Consider the following 18626-nt stretch of genomic DNA (forward strand, 5'->3'; position numbering starts at 1 on the left):
CGAGAAGGGCCCGGCACTCCTTGCGGAGTGCCGGGCCCTTCTCGTTGTCCTCAGCCCTGCCAGCTGTGCGGGGCCCTGAAGCCCGAGCTGCGCTCCAGGCGGCGCCAGGCCGCGGTGGAGCGGCGCGGGCGGGCGGGGGTGCTGTCCTGGGTGGCGGCGGCGCGCGCGAGCAGGACGGCCGTGACGGCTGCCAGTTCCTCGGCGTCCGCGGTGCCCTTCTCGACGCGTACGAGCGTGTCACTCATGGTGGGTGCCGGCTTTCGTTTACTGGGGCGGGTTGCCGTGCTTGCGCGAGGGCAGGTCCGCGTGCTTGTTGGCGAGCATGGCCAGGGAGCGGATGAGCACCTGCCGGGTCTCGACGGGGTCGATGACGTCGTCGACCAGGCCGCGCTCGGCGGCGTAGTACGGGTGCATCAGCTCGGCCTTGTACTCCTTGACCATGCGGGCGCGCATGGCCTCCGGGTCGTCGGCCTCGGCGATCTGCTTGCGGAAGACGACGTTGGCCGCGCCCTCCGCGCCCATGACCGCGATCTCGTTCGTCGGCCAGGCGTAGGTGAGGTCCGCGCCGATCGACTGGGAGTCCATGACGATGTACGCACCCCCGTAGGCCTTCCGCAGGATCACCGAGATCCGGGGCACGGTCGCGTTGCAGTACGCGTACAGCAGCTTTGCTCCGTGCCTGATGATCCCACCGTGCTCCTGGTCGACGCCGGGCAGGAAGCCGGGTACGTCCAAAAGGGTGACGATGGGGATGTTGAAGGCATCACACATCTGGACGAACCGAGCGGCCTTCTCCGAGGCCTCGATGTCCAGGACGCCGGCCAGCGACTGGGGCTGGTTGGCGATGATGCCCACGACCTGGCCGTCCAGCCGGGTCAGCGCGCAGATGATGTTGGTCGCCCAGCGCTCGTGGACCTCGAGGTACTCGCCGTCGTCGACGATCTCCTCGATGACCTTGCGCATGTCGTAGGGACGGTTGCCATCGGCCGGCACCAGGTCCAGCAGGGTGTCGCCGGTGCGGTCGGCGGGGTCCGTACAGTCCACGCGGGGCGGGTTCTCGCGGTTGTTCTGCGGGAGCAGCGAGAGGAGGTAGCGCACCTCCTCCAGGCAGGTCTCCTCGTCGTCGTAGGCGAAGTGGGCCACACCGGAGGTCTCGGCGTGCACATCGGCACCGCCCAGGCCGTTCTGGGTGATCTCCTCGCCCGTCACCGCGCGGACCACGTCGGGGCCGGTGATGAACATCTGCGAGGTCTCGCGGACCATGAAGACGAAGTCCGTGAGCGCCGGGGAGTAGGCGGCGCCGCCCGCGCAGGGGCCGAGCATCACGCTTATCTGCGGGATGACGCCGGAGGCCTTGGTGTTGCGCTGGAAGATCCCGCCGTAACCGGCGAGGGCGGAGACGCCCTCCTGGATACGGGCCCCGGCGCCGTCGTTCAGCGAGACCAGGGGGGCACCGGCCGCGATGGCCATGTCCATGATCTTGTGGATCTTGGTCGCGTGGGCCTCGCCCAGCGCGCCGCCGAAGATCCGGAAGTCGTGTGCGTAGACAAAGACCGTGCGGCCGTGGACCGTGCCCCAGCCGGTGATCACGCCATCCGTGTAGGGGCGCTTGGCCTCCAGTCCGAAGCCCGTCGCCCGGTGCCGCCGCAGCGGCTCCACCTCGGAGAAAGAGCCCTCGTCCAGCAGAAGATCAATGCGCTCGCGAGCGGTCAGCTTCCCCTTGGCCTTCTGTGCCTGGGTAGCCCGCTCGCTCGGACCTCGCCGAACCTGCTCGCGGATGGCGTGCAGCTCGGCGACGCGCCCACGGACGTCACTCGCCTCTTCGGGCGCACCTTCGAGATTGCTCATGGATAGACGGTACGTGGCGAGGCCCCCGGAACATCATGTCGATTCCTCACAACGTAGTGCGCGATTTGGTGGGCAGGCAGAACAGAACTGCACTGCGGCCTTATCAGTTCCTGGTCGAACTCCACTCGAACCACGCTGTGGATACCCCACAAGTATCACCGGAGTCGAAAGTGACATGCACCGTCTGACCAGCGTGAGTATTCAGGCGTTTAGGGAATTCCCCCGACTTTGGCGTGACAACTCTGCGTGACACATTCGACACCAGGTGTGATGCGCAGGCGCAACGCGGGATGTGTGGCGATCACCCGAACCGACGGATCGCATCGGGTGATGTTCGTCACAGGGCGGTGCCAGGTGAGATCGACGGCGGCGCCCGTGCGCAGCGGGTCGGCGAGATGGAGGGACACCGTCCCCTCCTGCCGGCGGACGCGGACGAGCACGGAGGCGGGGGCCGAGACCTCGACGGGGCCGATGCGGCCCGGGGCGCGGAAGTTGGCGGCGGTCAGCCCCTGCCGGGGGAGACGGACGGCCTGGACGGCCGGGGTGTTGGCGAGGACGACGAGCCAGTCGGGGTCGGCGGCGCGGGCGGCGAGGCCGGCGGGCGTGGCGCCGGGCAGCAGGGCGTAGGCGTAGGCGGCGTCCTCGGGGTCCGTGCCGTGGGGGTGCCACAGGGTCAGGTAGCGGCGGGTCACGGGGGTGGTGGAGCCGCCCGTGTTGATGTCCGACCAGCGCCCGGTGCGCGTCTCGTACAGGGCGTCCAGCCGGGCGCCGCCGGGGAAGAGCCAGCCGCCGTGCCCGGCGAGGTGGGCCCGGCGGGCGGCGTCGAAGCGGAGCGGCCGGCCGTCGGTGCAGGGCTGCCGCTCGCCGTCCACGGTGAGGGCGTTGGTGCCGTGCTCGCCGAGGTTGCGGTGGTCGACGACCGTCTCGACGGCCGCGCCGTCCCCGGCGGTGATGCCGGCGCCGAGGCAGACGACGGCGTCCTCCGTGCAGAACCAGGACTTGTGCGCCTCCAGCGTGGAGCCGAGCCCCCTGAGGTGCTGCCCGACGGCCGCGTACTCCCCGTCCGTGGCCCCGCCCACCCAGCGCACGTCCGGCTTCGGCTCGCCCCAGCCGCCGCCCTGGCAGTCGGCGAGGCGCAGGGCGGAGACGGTGATGCCGGGGAGCCGGTAGGGGTCGGCGGTGGGCCAGAAGTGGTCGGTGTACTGGGCGCCGTTGCCGGGTCCCCACCAGGTGAGCATGCCGGCGCCGGTGTGCCAGCCGCGGGGGTTCTCGCCGTTGCCGTTCTCGTAGAAGGTGATGCGGTCCGAGCACATGGCGATCACGGCGGCCCAGCCCGGGCGGCGGTGCACGGCGCGGTCCATGGCGGCGAAGAGGCGGTGGCCCACGGGTTCGGGCGCGGGCGGGACGAGGGCGGCGTCGACGGCGGCGAGCCGGGCCAGATCGGCGACCCCGAACTGCGGGTCCGTGCGCACCGGGAGAGTGGTGTCGCGCGCGATCCACCCCTTGACCATCCCCTGCCAGCGGGCCCGTTCCTCCGCCGGGGCCGCCTCGCAGAGCAGCGCGACGGCGGCGATGATCGCGTGGCCGCGCTGGTGATCGCTCTGCAGCAGCCCGGCGGGGTCACCGCTCTGCAGGCCGCGGCTGACGGCCCGGCCGGAGACGCTGTCGGTCACCAGGCCGTCGTGGACGAGCGGCGCGAAGGCGTGCTCGACGCTGTCGAGAACGTTCTGCCGGGCCGGGTCGGTGATCTCCCAGTCGGATCCGTTCAACAGGGCGAGGAGCCGGGCGAGTCCGTCGAGCAGCACGCAGCCGTAGGTGCCGGTGTAGGCGACCCAGGTGTGCTGGACGAACGAGCCGTCGGCGTAGAAGCCGTCGCCCCGGGTGACAGGCGGGAAGACGGGCGAGAGGGCGTCGCGCGCGAGGGCGGTCCGGGCCGGGGAGGCGCCGAGGATGCCGCGCAGGGCGACGACGCGGCAGAGGTCGACGCGGTTGGCGCCGGTGCTGGTGCCGGTGTACGAGCCGAGGACCGCGTCGGGCACGAAGTGGCCGACGGCGTCGAGGAGTCCGGCCCGCCGGGCGGCGCCGGCCTCGTCGTACAGCAGGGTCAGGGTGTCCAGCAGCAGCCGGGGGGTGCCGATCCGCCACTCCCACCAGTTGCCGTACGGGGTGGTGCCGGGGCGGTAGACGCGGTCGTGGACGTGGTCGAGCCCGGCGAGCACGGCGGCGGCCAGGCCGGAGTCGCCGGTGAGCCCGGTGCCGGGCTGGGCCCAGGCCTGGGCCATGGTGAACAGCCGGGCGTGGCTGAGGGTGATGCCGGCGGGCGGGTCGAAGGGCGCGTCGGGCCAGAGCGAGCCGGGGGCGGGGCGCATGCCGGCCCGGTGGGAGCGGGCGAGGTCGCCGGTGCGGCGCAGGACGGACGCGTAGGGCTCGGCGGCCGGGTCGAAGCCGGTGCCGAGGGTGATCTCCCGCCAGCGGCGCCGCAGCCGGGCGAAGGGGTCGCCGTCGGCGGGCGCGAGCCCGAGGGCGCCGACGGCGGAGGCGGCGAGGAGGAAACCCCGCCGGGTCCAGGGAGCTGCGGGCACGGGATCCCTCCCGGTGACGGCCGGTGACGGCGGAGCCGGAGGGACACGGTGGCACGGCGGTGACGAGGGCGCAATGGACGTGCCGGATTCCCTCGCACGAAGCTGTTGAAAGTTGAACCAGATCGCGCTACCTTCGTGAATGTCGTTGAAGCTTCAACGAAATCGACCTCACGCCTCGCCCCAAGGAGCCAGTCATGGGCATCTTCTCCCGCAAGAACAGCACCGCCCCCGCCGCCACCACCGCCGTCCTGGACGTCGACCCGGCCCTCGCCGCGCTGACCGGCGACTACAGCATCGACGCCGCGCACAGCAGCATCGGCTTCACCGTGCGCCACGCCATGGTCACCAACGTCCGCGGCACCTTCACCGAGCACGAGGGCACCCTGCGCCTCGACGGCTCGGACCCGTCCCGGTCCACCGCCTCCCTCGACGTGACCATCGCCAGCGTGGACACCGGCATCAAGGACCGCGACGCCCACCTGCGCGGCGCCGACTTCTTCGACGCCGAGCGCTTCCCGAAGATGACGTTCCGCTCCACCAAGGCCGAGCAGCTCGGCGGCGACCGCTACCGCATCACGGGCGACCTCACCATCAAGGACGTCACCCGCCCGCTCGCCATCGACCTGGAGTTCAACGGCTCCGCCACCGACGTCTACGGCATGGAGCGCGTCGGCTTCGAGGGCAGCGCCGAGATCCTGCGCTCCGACTGGGGCCTGACCTGGAACGCGGCGCTGGAGACCGGCGGTGTGATGGTGAGCGACAAGGTGAAGCTCACCTTCGACATCTCCGCCGTCAAGTCCGCCCCTCAGGCCTGACCCCACGTGCGGCTCAGCGACCGAGGCGCCCCAGACGGTTCATGACCTCGGCGCCCCGGTCCGCCGTCGCGCTCAAGGCGATGTGGTTGTCCGGGCGTACGAGCACCAGCCCGTCGCCCTCGATGCCGTAGGCCCTGCGGGCGTGCCCGTCCTCGTCCGTCAGCTCCCCGTCGATGCGGCACGTGCGCACCAGCTCCGGGAACCGCTCCCCCGCCTCCGCCAGTGCCGCCTCGCTGCCGGCGCCGAAGCCGAGCAGGGTGAAGTGCGGTCCCGCGAAGACCTCGAAGAGGCGGACGGTCTTGCCGCTCGCCGCGTCCCGGCAGGGCGCGTCCGGCGCCCGCTCCCCCGCCTGCGGGCCGCCCCAGGCGAGCGAGCTCCACGGGTAGCCCACGCTCAGCGTGGTGACGTCGGCGGTGACCCCCGCCTCGGTGCCCACGCCCGCTTCCCTGATGCCCTCGCGCACCCGGCGCATGCCCTCGGTCGTGGTGTTCAGCGTCCACGCGGCGACGGGCAGCCGCTCCTCCTCGTAGGTGTCCAACAGCCCTTCGCCCGCCTGCCCGTTGACGGTCAGGGCGAGTTTCCACCCCAGGTTGAACGCGTCCTGGATGCCGGTGTTCATGCCCAGTCCCCCGGCGATGGAGTGGACGTGCGCGGCGTCACCGGCGAGGAAGACCCGGCCGACGCGGAAGCGGTCGGCCATGCGGACGTTGATGCGGTAGGTCGACACCCAGGTGGGATCGGCGAGTTGCACCCCCGGAATCCGGGCGTGGCGGTCGAAGAGCCGCTGGAACACCTCCAGCGTCGGTTCCACGAGCCTGCCCTGCGCGTCCCGTTCGGGCATGCCCTGGAGCTGCCAGTGGTCGCTGCCGGGGAACGGGCAGAGCATCAGGCCGCCGTCCTCGTCGAACCACTGGTGCCAGTAGCCCCGGTCGAGGCCGTCGGCCCGCACATCACCGATGATCATGCATTCCTCGGCCTCGGTCTCCCCCTCGAAGCCCACCCCGAGCGCCTTGCGCACAAAGCTGCGGCCGCCGTCGCAGCCGACGAGCCGGCCGGCTTCGATGCGCCGCCCGTCGGCGAGCGTGGCCGCGACCCCGTCGGCGCCCTGTGTGAACTCCGTGACCTCGCAGCCGAGTTCGACCTGGACGCCGAGCTCGGCGAGGCGGTCGCGCAGGATGCCCTCGATCCGCCACTGCGGGATCAACAGCGAACTGGTGTAGGGGACGTCGGGGGTGGGGGTCCGGTCCCCGAAGGCGACGTGGTCGGCGACCGGGACGCCGGCGCGGTACTTGCGGAGCACCGTGTGTTCGGCGCCCGCGGCGGTCACCCGCTCCCCGATGCCGAGGTCGTCGAAGATCTCGCGGCTGCGGTGGTTGAGGCCCTTGCCGCGCGAACCGGGGTGATGTCCGGGCGACTTGTCGAGGATGCGTACGGACACCCCGGCGCGGGCGAGCGTGCAGGCGAGCGTCAGTCCGGTGGGGCCGGCGCCCACGATCAGCACGTCGGTGGCGGTCATGAAGGTTCCCTTCCTGGGTTCGGTACGCCCATACAAGCCCTCCGGGAGAAAAAACGCAACTGAGTAACAAAAGTTTCTGGGTAATGATTTCCCTGCTAGGGTGGGCGTGTGAGCGAGCAGCAGGAACAGCAGCCCGGACTGCGGGAACGCAAGAAGCAGCGCACGCGGCAGGCCCTGTCCGACGTGGCCATCGCGCTCTTCCTGGAGCACGGCTTCGACAAGGTGTCGGTCGCGGACATCGCGGCGGCGGCCGAGGTGTCCAAGCCCACGCTGTTCCGCTACTTCCCCGCCAAGGAGGACCTGGTCCTGCACCGGATCGCCGACCACCAGGGCGAGGCGGCCCGCGTCGTGCGCGGCCGGGAGCCGGGGCAGTCGCCGCTCGCGGCGCTGCGCGCGCACTTCCATGCGCGGCTGGACGCGCGCGACCCGGTGACGGGATTCAGCGACCACCCCGCGGTGCGGGCGTTCCACGATCTGGTCTACGGCACGCCCAGCCTGCTGGCCCGCACGGTGGGGTTCACCGCGCGGGACGAGAAGGAACTGGCCGACGCCCTGCGGGAGACCGGCGCCGGCGACGAGCTGACGGCGTGGCTGGCGGCCGCCCAGATCGTCACGGTCCACCACCATCTCGCCCTGGCCAACTGGCGCACGCTGACCTCGGGGTGCGCCCCGTCCGAGGCCCTGGTCCGCGCCCATGCCGATGCGGAGCGGGCGTTCGACCTGCTCGGCGCCGGTTTGGGCGGCCACTACGGTTAGGGCGCGCCCCTGACGGGGTGCACTACCGCATCACTCCTGCGGCTCCACCCCCGCCCGCCGCAAGCCATACGCATACGCATCGTCCAACGCCTGCCACGACGCCGCGATGACGTTCTCCGCGACGCCGACCGTCGACCACTCCCCCTGCTCGTCGCTCGTCGAGACGAGCACGCGCGTGATCGAGCCGGTGCCCCGCGAGCCTTCCAGGATGCGGACCTTGTAATCGGTCAGCTTCAGCGAGGCCAACTGCGGATAGATGCGCTCCAGCGCACCCCGCAGCGCCCGGTCGAGGGCGTTGACCGGGCCGTTGCCCTCCGCGGTGGCGACGATGCGCTCGCCCTTGGCCCACAGCTTCACGGTCGCCTCGTTGGCGTGCGTCCCGTCGGGGCGGTCCTCGACGATGGCCCGCCAGGACTCCACGCGGTAGTAGCGGCGGGCGCGCCCCTCCACCTCGGCGCGCAGCAGGAGTTCGAACGACGCGTCCGCCGCCTCGTACGTGTAGCCCGCCGACTCCCGTTCCTTGACACGCTGCACGACACGGCCGATCAGCTCGCGGTCGCCGCCCAGGTCGATGCCGAGCTCCTTGCCCTTGAGCTCGATGGAGGCGCGGCCGGCCATGTCGGAGACCAGCATCCGCATGGTGTTGCCGACCCGTTCGGGGTCGATGTGCTGGTACAGGTCCGGGTCGACCTTGATCGCGGACGCGTGCAGCCCGGCCTTGTGCGCGAACGCGGAGAGCCCCACGTACGGCTGGTGGGTCGAGGGCGTGAGGTTGACGACCTCGGCGATGGCGTGGGAGATGCGGGTCATCTCGGCCAGCTTGCCCGGGGGCAGGACGCGGCGGTCGTGCTTGAGCTCCAGGGCGGCGACGACGGGGAACAGGTTGGCGTTGCCGACGCGTTCGCCGTAGCCGTTGGCGGTGCACTGCACATGCGTGGCGCCGGCATCCACGGCGGCAAGGGTGTTGGCGACGGCGCAGCCCGTGTCGTCCTGGGCGTGGATGCCCAGCCGGGCGCCGGTCGCCTCGCGCACGGCGCGGACGACCTCGCCGATGCGGGCGGGCAGGCAGCCGCCGTTGGTGTCGCAGAGGACGACCACGTCCGCGCCCGCCTCGTACGCGGTGCGCACGACGTCGGTGGCATAGCCGGGGTTGGCGCGGTACCCGTCGAAGAAGTGCTCGCAGTCGACGAACACCCGGCGGCCGCGCGAGCGCAGGTGCGCGACCGTGTCGCGGACCATCGCGAGATTCTCCTCCAGCGTGGTGCGCAGGGCCAGTTCGACGTGCCGGTCGTGGGACTTGGCGACGAGGGTGACGACCGGGGCGCCGGATTCGAGCAGGGCGGCGACCTGCGGATCGTCCTCGGCCCGCACGCCCGCCTTGCGGGTGGCGCCGAAGGCGACCAGCTGCGCGTGCCGGAAGTCGATCTCTTTCTGCGCCCGTTGGAAGAACTCGGTGTCCCGCGGGTTGGCCCCGGGCCAGCCGCCCTCGATGAAGCCGACGCCGAAGTCGTCCAGGTGCCGGGCGATGGTCAGCTTGTCGGCGACGGTGAGGTTGATGCCCTCGCGCTGGGCCCCGTCGCGCAGCGTCGTGTCGAAGACATGGAAGCCGTCGTCGGGCCGAAGGCTTTCGTCGGGGCCGTCGGTTGCGTCCGTCATTGCTGCTCTGACTCCTGTCGGGATCTCGGTCTGACCGGAATGACCCGTTCCACCGTTCCCCTATGATCCCGCTCGCTCCGCCCCCGGTACAGGTGGTCCGGGAAACGAAAAGACCTCTCGCGGGTGCGAGAGGTCTGCGCGCGGGTCTGGGACGACGGTGTCCGCGTCGTACGGGTTCGTACGAGGCGGTCACTGCGGACCGGCGCGCCTGCTGCCCATAATCGTGGCAAACGAGAACACGAGGGGCATCCTCGCACGGTTCGCCGCCGCCGTGGCGAGTGGTCTCACGATGTGGGCACCCCGGTGGTCCTGAGGTCGATGTCCCGCGTCTCGCGCATGGTCAGGTAGACGACGAGCGAGACGGCCGCACAACCCGCCACGTACCAGTAGAAGCCGGACTCGATGCCGCCGTCCTTGAACCACAGCGCCACATACTCCGCCGTCCCGCCGAACAGGGCGTTGGCGAGCGCATAGGGCAGGGCGACGCCCAGCGACCGGACGCCGGTGGGGAACAGCTCGGCCTTCACACAGGCGTTGATCGAGGTGTAGCCGGTGACGATGACGAGCGCGAGCAGGGACAGGCCCAGGGCCGGCCAGAACGAGCCGGCGTGCTTGAGCATCGTCATGATCGGCACGGTGAGGAACGTCGACCCCACGGCAAAGGTGATCAGCAGCGGGCGGCGGCCGATCCGGTCCGAGAGCGCGCCCGCGAGCGGCTGGATGCAGGCGAAGACGATCAGGGCGCAGAAGCTCACCAGGGTCGCCGTCTGCTTCGACAGACCGGCGGAGTTGGAGAGGTACTTGGTGAGATAGGTGGTGTACGTGTAGTACGCCACCGTGCCGCCCATGGTGAGGGCCATGACCAGCAGCGCCTCGCGCTTGTGGCGCAGCAGCGCCCGGATCGTCCCGCGGTCGTGGTCCGCGGCGGTGCTCTCCTCGTACGCCTCCGTCTCCAGCATGCTGCGGCGCAGATAGAAGATGACGGCCGCGCCGAGCGCACCGACGACGAACGGGATCCGCCAGCCCCAGCTGTGCAGTTGGGCGCCGGTGAGGGTGTGCTGCAGCAGGATCAGCAGCCCGAGTCCGGCGATCTGGCCGGCGGTCATGGAGACGTACTGGAAGCTGGAGGCGAACCCGCGGCGCCCCGGGGCGGACGCCTCGGTGAGGTAGGTGGCGCTCGCGGCGTACTCGCCGCCGACGGACAGCCCTTGCAGGAGCCTGGCCACGAGGAGCACGGCGACGCCGCCGTACCCGGCGACGGCATAGGTCGGGGCCAGGGCTATGAGCACGGCCGAGGCCGACATGAGCGTGACGGTGAGCGTCAGCGCGGCCTTGCGGCCGCGCCGGTCGCCGACCCGGCCGAGCAGCCAGCCGCCGACGGGGCGCATGAAGAAGCCGACGGCGAAGATGCCGGCGGTGTTCATGAGTTTGGCGGTGTCGTTGCCTGCCGGGAAGAAGGCGCCGGCGAAGTAGGTGGCGAAACTGGCGTAGACGAACCAGTCGAACCACTCGACCATGTTTCCGGCCGAGCCGATCCAGATCTTCTTCCAGTGCCCTGCTGACGTTTGCCCTGTTGACGTTTGCCCCGTGGACGTTTCCATGAGGGGAAACGGTGGCGGAGCGACGGGTTTCGGACAAGGGTCCGGCCACAACGATCACGCGTACTTGCGTGCGTTGTGGTCACGGACCCCAAGTCCCCTAGCCGAGCGGGTGCATCCAGCCGTGGACGTCCTCGACCGCACCGGTCTGGATGTCCAGCAGCGCCTTGCGCAGCTTCATCGTCACCTCGCCCGGCTCCCCGTCCCCGACGGTCCAGTTCGCACGCGTCGACTTCACCGAGCCCACCGGCGTGATGACGGCGGCGGTGCCGCACGCGAAGACCTCGGTCAGCGAGCCGTCCGCGTTGCCGTTCTTCCAGTCGTCCACCGAGATGCGGCCCTCGGACACGTCGTAGCCCAGGTCCTCGGCGATGCGCAGCAGCGACTTGCGGGTGATGCCGGGGAGCAGCGAACCCGTCAGCTCGGGGGTGACAATGCGGTTCCCGTACACGAAGTACAGGTTCATGCCGCCCATTTCCTCGATCCAGCGGCGCTCCAGCGCGTCCAGCCAGACCACCTGGTCGCAGCCGTTCTGCGCCGCCTGGGCCTGGGCGACCAGCGAAGCGGCGTAGTTGCCGCCGGCCTTGGCCGCGCCCGTGCCGCCGGGGCAGGCGCGCACGTATTCCTCCGAGAGCCAGACGGAGACCGGCTTCACGCCGCCCGGGAAGTAGGCGCCGGCGGGCGAGGCGATGACGACGAAGAGGTACTCGTTGGCCGGGCGGACGCCGAGTCCCACCTCGGTGGCGATCATGAAGGGGCGCAGGTACAGCGAGGCCTCGCCGGAGCTGGGCACCCATGCCTTGTCCTGCTTGACCAGGGCGTCGCAGGCCTCGACGAAGGTCTCGACCGGCAGCTCGGGCATGGCCAGCCGGCGCGCGGAGGCCTGGAAGCGCTTGGCGTTCTCGTCCGGGCGGAACGTGGCGACCGAACCGTCAGGCTGGCGGTAGGCCTTGAGACCTTCGAAGATCGTCTGCGCGTAGTGCAGGGTCATGTTCGCGGGGTCGACCGACAGCGGCGCGTACGGGACGAGCTGTCCGTCGTGCCAGCCGCGGCCCTCGGTCCACTTGATGGTCACCATGTGATCGGTGAAGTGGCGGCCGAAGCCGGGGTTGGCCAGGATCTGCTCGCGCTCCGGGGCGGACAGCGGGTGCGAGGAGGGCTTGAGCTCGATCGAGGGCGTCGTCGTCATGAGTGCGTGTCCTTCACCTTGATGCGTGTCGGACCGCGCAGCGGCCCCACGTTCGATTATCGCTCGCGTGGGGCCATGTCGAAAAACATTCGCGCGGCCCGGGTCGATAGTCGCACCGAACCGCGCAGTAGCACAGCTTCGGGGCTAACCGGCTGCTCGGGATACGAGCGCCGCGAGGGCGTCGCCGATCTGGTCCGTCGTGCGCGGCGAGCCGTCGCGGGCGGCCAGATCCTCGGCAACTGCCGCCTCCACGCGGTCCGCCTCGGTGTCCAGGCCCAGGTGGCGCAGCAGCAGGGCGACGGAGAGGACCGTGGCCGTCGGGTCCGCCTTGCCGGTGCCGGCGATGTCGGGTGCGGAGCCGTGCACGGGCTCGAACATGGATGGAAATGCGCCACTGGGGTTGATGTTCCCGGAGGCGGCGAGTCCGATTCCGCCCGTGATGGCGGCCGCGAGGTCGGTCAGGATGTCGCCGAAGAGGTTGTCGGTGACGATCACGTCGAAGCGCTCGGGCTGCGTGACGAAGAAGATCGTCGCGGCGTCGACGTGCAGGTAGTCGGTGGTGACCTCGGGGTACTCGCGGCCCACCCGGTCGAAGATGTTCTTCCACAGGTGTCCCGCGTGCACCAGCACATTGTTCTTGTGCACGAGGGTCAGCTTCTTGCGCGGCCGCGCCTGGGCCCGCTCGTACGCGTCCCGCACGACGCGCTCCACGCCGTAGGCGGTGTTGACGCTGACCTCGGTGGCCACCTCGGCGGGCGTCCCGGTGCGCAGCGAGCCGCCGTTGCCGGTGTACGGGCCCTCGGTGCCCTCGCGGACGACGACGAAGTCGATGTCCGGGCGCCCGGCGAGCGGGGTCTCGGCCGTCGGGTGCAGCCGGGACGGGCGCAGGTTGACGTAGTGGTCGAAGGCGAAGCGCAGTTTGAGCAGCAGCCCGCGCTCCAGCACCCCGGACGGCACACCGGGGTCGCCGATCGCCCCGAGCAGGATCGCGTCGTGCTGCTTCAGCGATTCCAGCTCGGCGTCCGGCAGGGTCTCGCCGGTGGCGTGCCAGCGCCGGGCGCCCAGGTCGTACTCCTGGGTCTCCAGCTTGGTGTCGGAGGGCAGGACGGCGGTGAGGACCTTCAGGCCCTGGGCCACGACTTCCGGGCCGATGCCGTCACCGGGGATGACTGCGAGGCGAATGCTGCGAGACATGGCAGGACCGTACTCCCCCGTTCCGCCCTTTGACACACGACGTCCACGATCCGGACACGTTGCCATCCGTAAAGGTCACGTTCACCTCAAGTAGGTGAACGTGTCGTCCTTTCCTGGCACGTTGCGCGGCATGGACACACCACGGGTGGGCATCCCCGAGCACCTCGCAGGCCGGATGAACATGGCCGAGCAGCACGAGTACCTGCGCAGCAGGTTCACCCGCCGCGGCATGCTGCGGGCCGGCGCCGCCGGCGCGGGCCTCGTCGCCGGCACGGGCCTCCTGGGCCCCGGCGCCGCGAGCGCCTACGCGAAGCCCCTCTCCCCGACCCTGCTGACCTCCCCCGCCACCACGAGAGTCGACGGCTCCCTCGTCGCCCCCTTCGGCCGGCACCTCGCCTTCGGCGCCGACCCGAAGACACAGATGCGGATCTCCTGGCAGGTCCCGTTCGCGGTCAAGCGCCCGTTCGTCCGGGTCGGCCTGAAGCCGTGGGATCTGAGCCAGCGCATCCCGGCCGAGGTGCGGACGCTGCACACGCCCGCGCTGTCCAAGAAACTCCCCGCGGTCGACCAGGTCTATCTGCACGCCGCCCTGGACAACCTCCGCCCGGGACAGACCTATTACTACGGCGTCGGCCACGACGGCTGGGACCCGGCCGACACCCAGCACTTCGGCACCATAGGGACGTTCCGCACCGCGCCCGCGCGGGCCGGGAAGTTCACCTTCACCGCCTTCGGCGACCAGGGCATCAGCTACCACGCCCTGGGCAACGACCAGTTGATCCTCGGCCAGAACCCGGCGTTCCACCTGCACGCGGGCGACATCTGCTACGCCGACAACAGCGGCGAGGGCAAGCCGGACGACGTCTACGACGCGCGCGCCTGGGACCAGTTCCTCGCCCAGACCGAGACCGTGGCCAAGTCCGTGCCGTGGATGGTCACCACCGGCAACCACGACATGGAGGCCTGGTACTCGCCCAACGGCTACGGCGGCCAGAGCGCCCGCTGGACCCTGCCCGGCAACGGCTTCGACCCGAAGCACTCGCCGGGCGTCTACTCCTTCGTCTACGGCAACGTGGGCGTCGTCGCGCTGGACGCCAACGACGTCTCGTACGAGATCACCGCCAACACCGGCTACAGCGGCGGGAAGCAGACCGCCTGGCTGGACCGGCGCCTGCGGGAGCTGCGCGGCCGCCAGGACGTCGACTTCATCGTGGTGTTCTTCCACCACTGCGCCTTCTCGACCACCAACTCCCATGCCTCCGACGGCGGTGTGCGCGACACGTGGCTGCCGCTCTTCGAGAAGCACGGCGTGGACCTGGTGATCAACGGCCACAACCACGTCTACGAGCGCACCGACGCCATCAAGGGGCAGCGGGTGTCCAGGAAGGTGCCGATCGGCGGCACCGTGGACTCCTCGCGCGACGGCATCGTCTATGTGACGGCGGGCGCGGCCGGCAAGTCGCTCTACGACTTCCCCGTGCCGGACAGCTACGAGGGCCACGTCAAGGACCTCGACAGCGTCCCCACCTTCCACTGGGTGAAGGGCGGCGGAAAGCACAAGGAGGAGGTGGAGTGGTCGCGGGTGCGCTACACCGACTACTCGTTCCTCGCGGTGGAATCGGAACCGGGCCGCCACCCGCGGCTGCGGGTCTCCGCACTGGCGGAGACGGGGGCACGGATCGACCACTTCGAGGTGACGCGAGGCTAGCGCCCCGCCCCGTCAGGGGCGCTCGGCCTCAGTGACCGGTCGAGCCGCCGTTGTCGCGACGGTCCAGCGCACGCTGGAGGGCAGCGGCGGCATTCGCCCGGTCGGTGTCGCGCTCGGCCGTACGGGCGGCGCGGCGGGTCCTGCGGACAGCGGTGTCGGCCATGGGTCGTGTCTCCTCTGCTGAGCCCCGAGAGAAATTCGGAAGAAAGCCGGAAACAAGGGCGGGGGCCGGGTGCAGCAGGGGTCACCTGCGCGGGCGCACCGGGCCGCAGCCGCCATCGCTCGATGGAGCGGAACGATCGGCTGTCTCCACGCTAGGCCAGCGGCGCTCCGCTGTCTGCACGATTACTCGGGCTTCCTACTATCTGAGACGGCCGTTCGGCCACATGGCACCGCCCCCCTGCCGGCGTGGGGGCCGGCAGGGGGGCGGAATCCCGGGAAGGGCGAGGTCAGCCCATGTGCGGGTAGCGGTAGTCGGTCGGCGGGACCAGGGTCTCCTTGATGGAGCGGGTCGAGGTCCAGCGCAGCAGGTTGGTCGCGGCACCGGCCTTGTCGTTCGTACCCGAGGCGCGGCCGCCGCCGAACGGCTGCTGGCCGACGACGGCGCCGGTCGACTTGTCGTTGATGTAGAAGTTGCCCGCGGCGAAGCGGAGCTTCTCCATCGCGTCGGCGGCCGCGGCACGGTCAGCGGCGATGATCGAGCCGGTCAGGGCGTACGCCGAGACGGACTCCATCTGGGCCAGCATCGCCTCGTACTCGGCGTCCTCGTAGACGTGGACGGCGAGGATCGGGCCGAAGTACTCCGTGGTGAAGACCTCGTTGGCGGGGTCGGTGCACTCGATGACGGTCGGGCGGACGAAGTACCCGACCGAGTCGTCGTACGTGCCACCAGCCACGATCGTGCAGGTCGGGTCGGCCTTGGCGCGGTCGATCGCGGCCTTGTTCTTGGCGAAGGCGCGGTCGTCGATGACGGCACCGATGAAGTTCTCCAGGTCGGTGACGTCACCCATGGTGATGCCGTCGACCTCGGCCGCGAACTCCTCCTTGAAGCCGTTCTCCCAGAGGGAGCGCGGGATGTAGGCGCGGGAGGAGGCCGAGCACTTCTGGCCCTGGAACTCGAAGGAGCCGCGGGTCAGCGCGGTCTTCAGGATCGCCGGGTCGGCGCTCGGGTGGGCGACGACGAAGTCCTTGCCGCCGGTCTCGCCGACCAGGCGCGGGTAGGACTTGTACTTCTCGATGTTGTTGCCGACCGTCTTCCACAGGTACTGGAAGGTCCTGGTCGAGCCGGTGAAGTGGATGCCCGCCAGCTCGGGGTGGTTCAGGGCCACCTCGGAGACGGCGATGCCGTCGCCGGTCACCAGATTGATGACGCCCTTGGGCAGGCCCGCCTCCTCCAGCAGCTGCATCAGCAGCACCGCGGAGTGCGTCTGGGTCGGGGACGGCTTCCAGACCACGACGTTGCCCATCAGGGCCGGGGCGGTCGGCAGGTTGCCCGCGATGGCCGTGAAGTTGAACGGCGTGATCGCGTAGACGAAGCCCTCCAGCGGGCGGTGGTCGCTGCGGTTCCACACACCGGCGGAGTTGGCGACCGGCTGCTCGGCCAGGATCTGCCGCGCGAAGTGCACGTTGAAGCGCCAGAAGTCGACGAGCTCGCAGGGCGTGTCGATCTCCGCCTGCTGGGCGGTCTTCGACTGGCCCAGCATGGTGGAGGCGGCCAGCGTCTCGCGCCAGGGGCCGGCCAGCAGCTCGGCGGCGCGCAGGATGATCGCGGCGCGGTCGTCGAAGGACATCGCGCGCCAGGCCGGGGCGGCGGCGAGCGCGGCGTCGATCGCGTCCTGCGCGTCCTGCTGCGTGGCGTTGTTGAAGGTGCCGAGGACGGCGGCGTGGTTGTGCGGCTGGACGACCTTGAACGGCTCGCCGCCGCCCATCCGCTTCTCGCCGCCGATGGTCATCGGCAGGTCTATGGGGTTGCTCGCCAGCTCCTTGAGCTTGGCCTCGAGGCGGGCGCGCTCGGGGGAACCGGGGGCGTAGGAGTGCACCGGCTCGTTGACCGGCGCGGGGACCTGGGTCACAGCATCCATGGCTGCCATGTCTCCTTCGGGGGTCGGGGGGTCGGGGTCAGCCGCGCGTCGCGAGCGAGCGCAGGAAGAACGCGAGGTTCGCCGGGCGCTCGGCGAGCCGCCGCATGAAGTATCCGTACCAGTCGGTGCCGTACGGGATGTACACGCGCATGCGGTGGCCTTCCGCGACGAGGCGCTGCTGCTCGGCCTCACGGATGCCGTACAGCATCTGGAACTCGTATGCGTCCAGTGTGCGCCCGTAACGGCGGCCGAGCTCCTGTGCGATCGCCACCATGCGGGGGTCGTGCGAACCGATCATGGGGTAGCCCTTGCCGGCCATCAGGATCTTCAGGCAGCGCACATAGGCCAGGTCGACCTCGCGCTTGTCCTGGAAGGCGACGGACGCGGGCTCCTTGTACGCGCCCTTCACCAGGCGCACCCGGGAGCCTTCCCCGGCCAGCGCGTGGCAGTCGTCCTCGGTGCGGAAGAGGTAGGACTGCAGGACGGCGCCGGTCTGCGGGAAGCGCTTGCGCAGCTCGGCCAGGATCGCCAGCGTGGAGTCGACCGTGGTGTGGTCCTCCATGTCCAGTGTCACGGTGGTGCCGGCCTCGGCGGCGGCCTCCACGACCGGGGTGACGTTGGCCAGCGCCAGGTCGTGGCCGCCCGGCAGCGCCTGCCCGAAGGCGGACAGCTTCACGGACATCTCGGCGCGCACGCCCAGGCCCTCGGTCCGCAGCGCGTCGGCCAGCGCCAGGTAGGCGTCGCGGGTGCGCAGCGCCTCGGCGGGGTCGGTGATGTCCTCGCCCAGGTGGTCGAGGGTGACCTCCATGCCGCGCTGGTTCAGCGACCGCACGGCGGCCATGGACTCGTCCAGGACCTCACCGGCGACGAACCGGTCGACCACGGGACGGGTCACCGGCGCAGCCGAGACGATGCGGCGGATCGCGTCGCTGCGGGAAGCGGCGAGCAGCACAGGACCCAGCACTGGGCACCTCCACGATGACGGCCGTCGCCACGACGGGGGACGGCATAAGTAACTCACCGTGAAACCTAGGTTTCCAGCCACGGTGTCACCATCGACAGCTGTCACGCATCCGTGGCCGGCATCTCAGACAGATGTATGACAATGGTGGCCGGTCAGGCAGGAAGGGAGCACTGGGCACCATGCGAGGTGAGTATCAGCAGCTGGTGGACGAGATATCTGCGGCGCTCGGGGCTCCTGCGACCCTGGAGGACCGGGATTTCGGGCTCATCGCCTTCGGCGCCCACGGGGGTGACGACGACACGGACCTGCTGATGGACCCGGTGCGCACGCGCTCGATCCTGCAGCGGCGCTCGACGGCGGCGGTACGGGCCTGGTTCGAGGCGTTCGGCATCGCGCGGGCCCAGGCGCCGCTGCGGATCCCGCCGGACCCGGCGGCCGGGGTGTTCACCGGCCGGATCTGTCTGCCCGTGCGGCACCGGGGCGTCGTCCTCGGCTACGTCTGGCTGCTGGACGACGAGCATCTGGCCGCGCTGGACCTGTCGGTGCCGTTCGCCGACCCGCGGCTCGCCCAGGCCATGGAGACCGCGGCCCGCATCGGCGCCCTGCTGGCGGCCGAGGCCCGGGCCGGCGCCGAGCTGGGCGAGCTGCTGCGGGACCTGCTGACGGCCCGCCGCCCGGCCCGCGAGGCGGCCCGCGACGCGCTGCGGGAGGCGCTGGGC

General features: G+C 70.7%; 14 protein-coding genes and 1 pseudogene. 4 read left to right on the forward strand and 11 right to left on the reverse strand.

Annotation, left to right across the window (positions count from 1 at the left end):
• Positions 1 to 50: 50 nt before the first annotated feature.
• From HG542_RS32275 to HG542_RS32285, 3 genes are all read right to left on the reverse strand, one after another.
• The gene (locus HG542_RS32275) at positions 51 to 245 is read right to left on the reverse strand and encodes an acyl-CoA carboxylase subunit epsilon (protein ID WP_171087810.1); all 195 of its coding nucleotides are present in this window, start codon (positions 243 to 245) and stop codon (positions 51 to 53) included.
• Between the two features lie 19 nt (positions 246 to 264).
• Positions 265 to 1848 carry an acyl-CoA carboxylase subunit beta gene (locus HG542_RS32280; protein WP_171087812.1) on the reverse strand — a complete coding sequence of 528 codons (1584 nt, stop codon included), beginning with the start codon at positions 1846 to 1848 and terminating at the stop codon, positions 265 to 267.
• Between the two features lie 209 nt (positions 1849 to 2057).
• Entirely contained in the window at positions 2058 to 4430 is a 2373-nt protein-coding gene (locus HG542_RS32285) for a polysaccharide lyase 8 family protein (protein WP_171087814.1), read from the reverse strand.
• Positions 4431 to 4624: 194 nt separating this feature from the next.
• Here HG542_RS32285 and HG542_RS32290 point away from each other — a divergent pair, with 194 nt between their 5' ends.
• The gene (locus HG542_RS32290; RefSeq protein ID WP_171087816.1) at positions 4625 to 5245 is read left to right on the forward strand and encodes a YceI family protein; all 621 of its coding nucleotides are present in this window, start codon (positions 4625 to 4627) and stop codon (positions 5243 to 5245) included.
• A 13-nt stretch (positions 5246 to 5258) separates the two neighbouring features.
• Here the strand turns inward: HG542_RS32290 and HG542_RS32295 are convergent, their stop codons facing one another.
• Entirely contained in the window at positions 5259 to 6761 is a 1503-nt protein-coding gene (locus tag HG542_RS32295) for an FAD-dependent monooxygenase (protein ID WP_171087818.1), read from the reverse strand.
• A gap of 108 nt (positions 6762 to 6869) precedes the next feature.
• Here HG542_RS32295 and HG542_RS32300 point away from each other — a divergent pair, with 108 nt between their 5' ends.
• A complete protein-coding gene (locus HG542_RS32300) occupies positions 6870 to 7517 on the forward strand; it encodes a TetR/AcrR family transcriptional regulator (protein WP_171087820.1) in 648 nt (215 codons plus the stop codon).
• 30 nt (positions 7518 to 7547) lie between these two features.
• On the opposite strand, the gene cimA is transcribed toward HG542_RS32300, so the two are convergent.
• The 4 genes from cimA to HG542_RS32320 form a co-directional block, all read right to left on the reverse strand.
• Positions 7548 to 9173: a citramalate synthase gene (gene cimA, locus HG542_RS32305; protein WP_171087823.1), complete on the reverse strand. Its 1626-nt coding sequence runs from the start codon at positions 9171 to 9173 to the stop codon at positions 7548 to 7550.
• A gap of 284 nt (positions 9174 to 9457) precedes the next feature.
• Complete coding sequence (locus HG542_RS32310) at positions 9458 to 10774, reverse strand: MFS transporter (protein ID WP_171087825.1); 1317 nt, start codon at positions 10772 to 10774, stop codon at positions 9458 to 9460.
• 97 nt (positions 10775 to 10871) lie between these two features.
• Positions 10872 to 11960 (reverse strand): branched-chain amino acid aminotransferase, encoded by a 1089-nt coding sequence (locus tag HG542_RS32315; protein WP_171087827.1) that lies wholly within the window; start codon positions 11958 to 11960, stop codon positions 10872 to 10874.
• A gap of 144 nt (positions 11961 to 12104) precedes the next feature.
• Entirely contained in the window at positions 12105 to 13154 is a 1050-nt protein-coding gene (locus tag HG542_RS32320; protein WP_171087829.1) for a 3-isopropylmalate dehydrogenase, read from the reverse strand.
• 130 nt (positions 13155 to 13284) lie between these two features.
• Here HG542_RS32320 and HG542_RS32325 point away from each other — a divergent pair, with 130 nt between their 5' ends.
• Positions 13285 to 14862: a purple acid phosphatase family protein gene (locus HG542_RS32325; protein ID WP_171087831.1), complete on the forward strand. Its 1578-nt coding sequence runs from the start codon at positions 13285 to 13287 to the stop codon at positions 14860 to 14862.
• A gap of 28 nt (positions 14863 to 14890) precedes the next feature.
• On the opposite strand, the gene HG542_RS35575 is transcribed toward HG542_RS32325, so the two are convergent.
• The 3 genes from HG542_RS35575 to HG542_RS32335 form a co-directional block, all read right to left on the reverse strand.
• Positions 14891 to 15025, reverse strand: a complete 135-nt coding sequence (locus HG542_RS35575; protein ID WP_255316347.1) for a hypothetical protein — start codon at positions 15023 to 15025, stop codon at positions 14891 to 14893.
• A gap of 286 nt (positions 15026 to 15311) precedes the next feature.
• Positions 15312 to 16943, reverse strand: coding sequence for an L-glutamate gamma-semialdehyde dehydrogenase (gene pruA / locus HG542_RS32330; protein ID WP_171087834.1), 1632 nt, complete (start codon positions 16941 to 16943; stop codon positions 15312 to 15314).
• Between the two features lie 37 nt (positions 16944 to 16980).
• Positions 16981 to 17907: a proline dehydrogenase family protein gene (locus tag HG542_RS32335; protein WP_171087835.1), complete on the reverse strand. Its 927-nt coding sequence runs from the start codon at positions 17905 to 17907 to the stop codon at positions 16981 to 16983.
• A 179-nt stretch (positions 17908 to 18086) separates the two neighbouring features.
• On the opposite strand from HG542_RS32335, the pseudogene HG542_RS32340 reads away from it, so the two are divergent.
• Positions 18087 to 18626 (forward strand): annotated as a pseudogene (locus HG542_RS32340) (PucR family transcriptional regulator); the annotation flags it as partial.

The sequence above is a fragment of the Streptomyces morookaense genome, assembly GCF_013030945.1.
Taxonomy (GTDB): Bacteria; Actinomycetota; Actinomycetes; order Streptomycetales; family Streptomycetaceae; genus Streptomyces; species Streptomyces morookaensis.

What these genes read in the sequence shown, in the direction of transcription:
- HG542_RS32275 (WP_171087810.1), bottom strand. Translation starts at nt 245, where the DNA reads ATGAGTGACACGCTCGTACGCGTCGAGAAGGGCACCGCGGACGCCGAG.
- HG542_RS32280 (WP_171087812.1), bottom strand. Translation starts at nt 1,848, where the DNA reads ATGAGCAATCTCGAAGGTGCGCCCGAAGAGGCGAGTGACGTCCGTGGG.
- HG542_RS32290 (WP_171087816.1), top strand. Translation starts at nt 4,625, where the DNA reads ATGGGCATCTTCTCCCGCAAGAACAGCACCGCCCCCGCCGCCACCACC.
- HG542_RS32295 (WP_171087818.1), bottom strand. Translation starts at nt 6,761, where the DNA reads ATGACCGCCACCGACGTGCTGATCGTGGGCGCCGGCCCCACCGGACTG.
- cimA (WP_171087823.1), bottom strand. Translation starts at nt 9,173, where the DNA reads ATGACGGACGCAACCGACGGCCCCGACGAAAGCCTTCGGCCCGACGAC.
- HG542_RS32310 (WP_171087825.1), bottom strand. Translation starts at nt 10,774, where the DNA reads ATGGAAACGTCCACGGGGCAAACGTCAACAGGGCAAACGTCAGCAGGG.
- HG542_RS32315 (WP_171087827.1), bottom strand. Translation starts at nt 11,960, where the DNA reads ATGACGACGACGCCCTCGATCGAGCTCAAGCCCTCCTCGCACCCGCTG.
- HG542_RS32320 (WP_171087829.1), bottom strand. Translation starts at nt 13,154, where the DNA reads ATGTCTCGCAGCATTCGCCTCGCAGTCATCCCCGGTGACGGCATCGGC.
- HG542_RS32325 (WP_171087831.1), top strand. Translation starts at nt 13,285, where the DNA reads ATGGACACACCACGGGTGGGCATCCCCGAGCACCTCGCAGGCCGGATG.
- HG542_RS35575 (WP_255316347.1), bottom strand. Translation starts at nt 15,025, where the DNA reads ATGGCCGACACCGCTGTCCGCAGGACCCGCCGCGCCGCCCGTACGGCC.
- pruA (WP_171087834.1), bottom strand. Translation starts at nt 16,943, where the DNA reads ATGGATGCTGTGACCCAGGTCCCCGCGCCGGTCAACGAGCCGGTGCAC.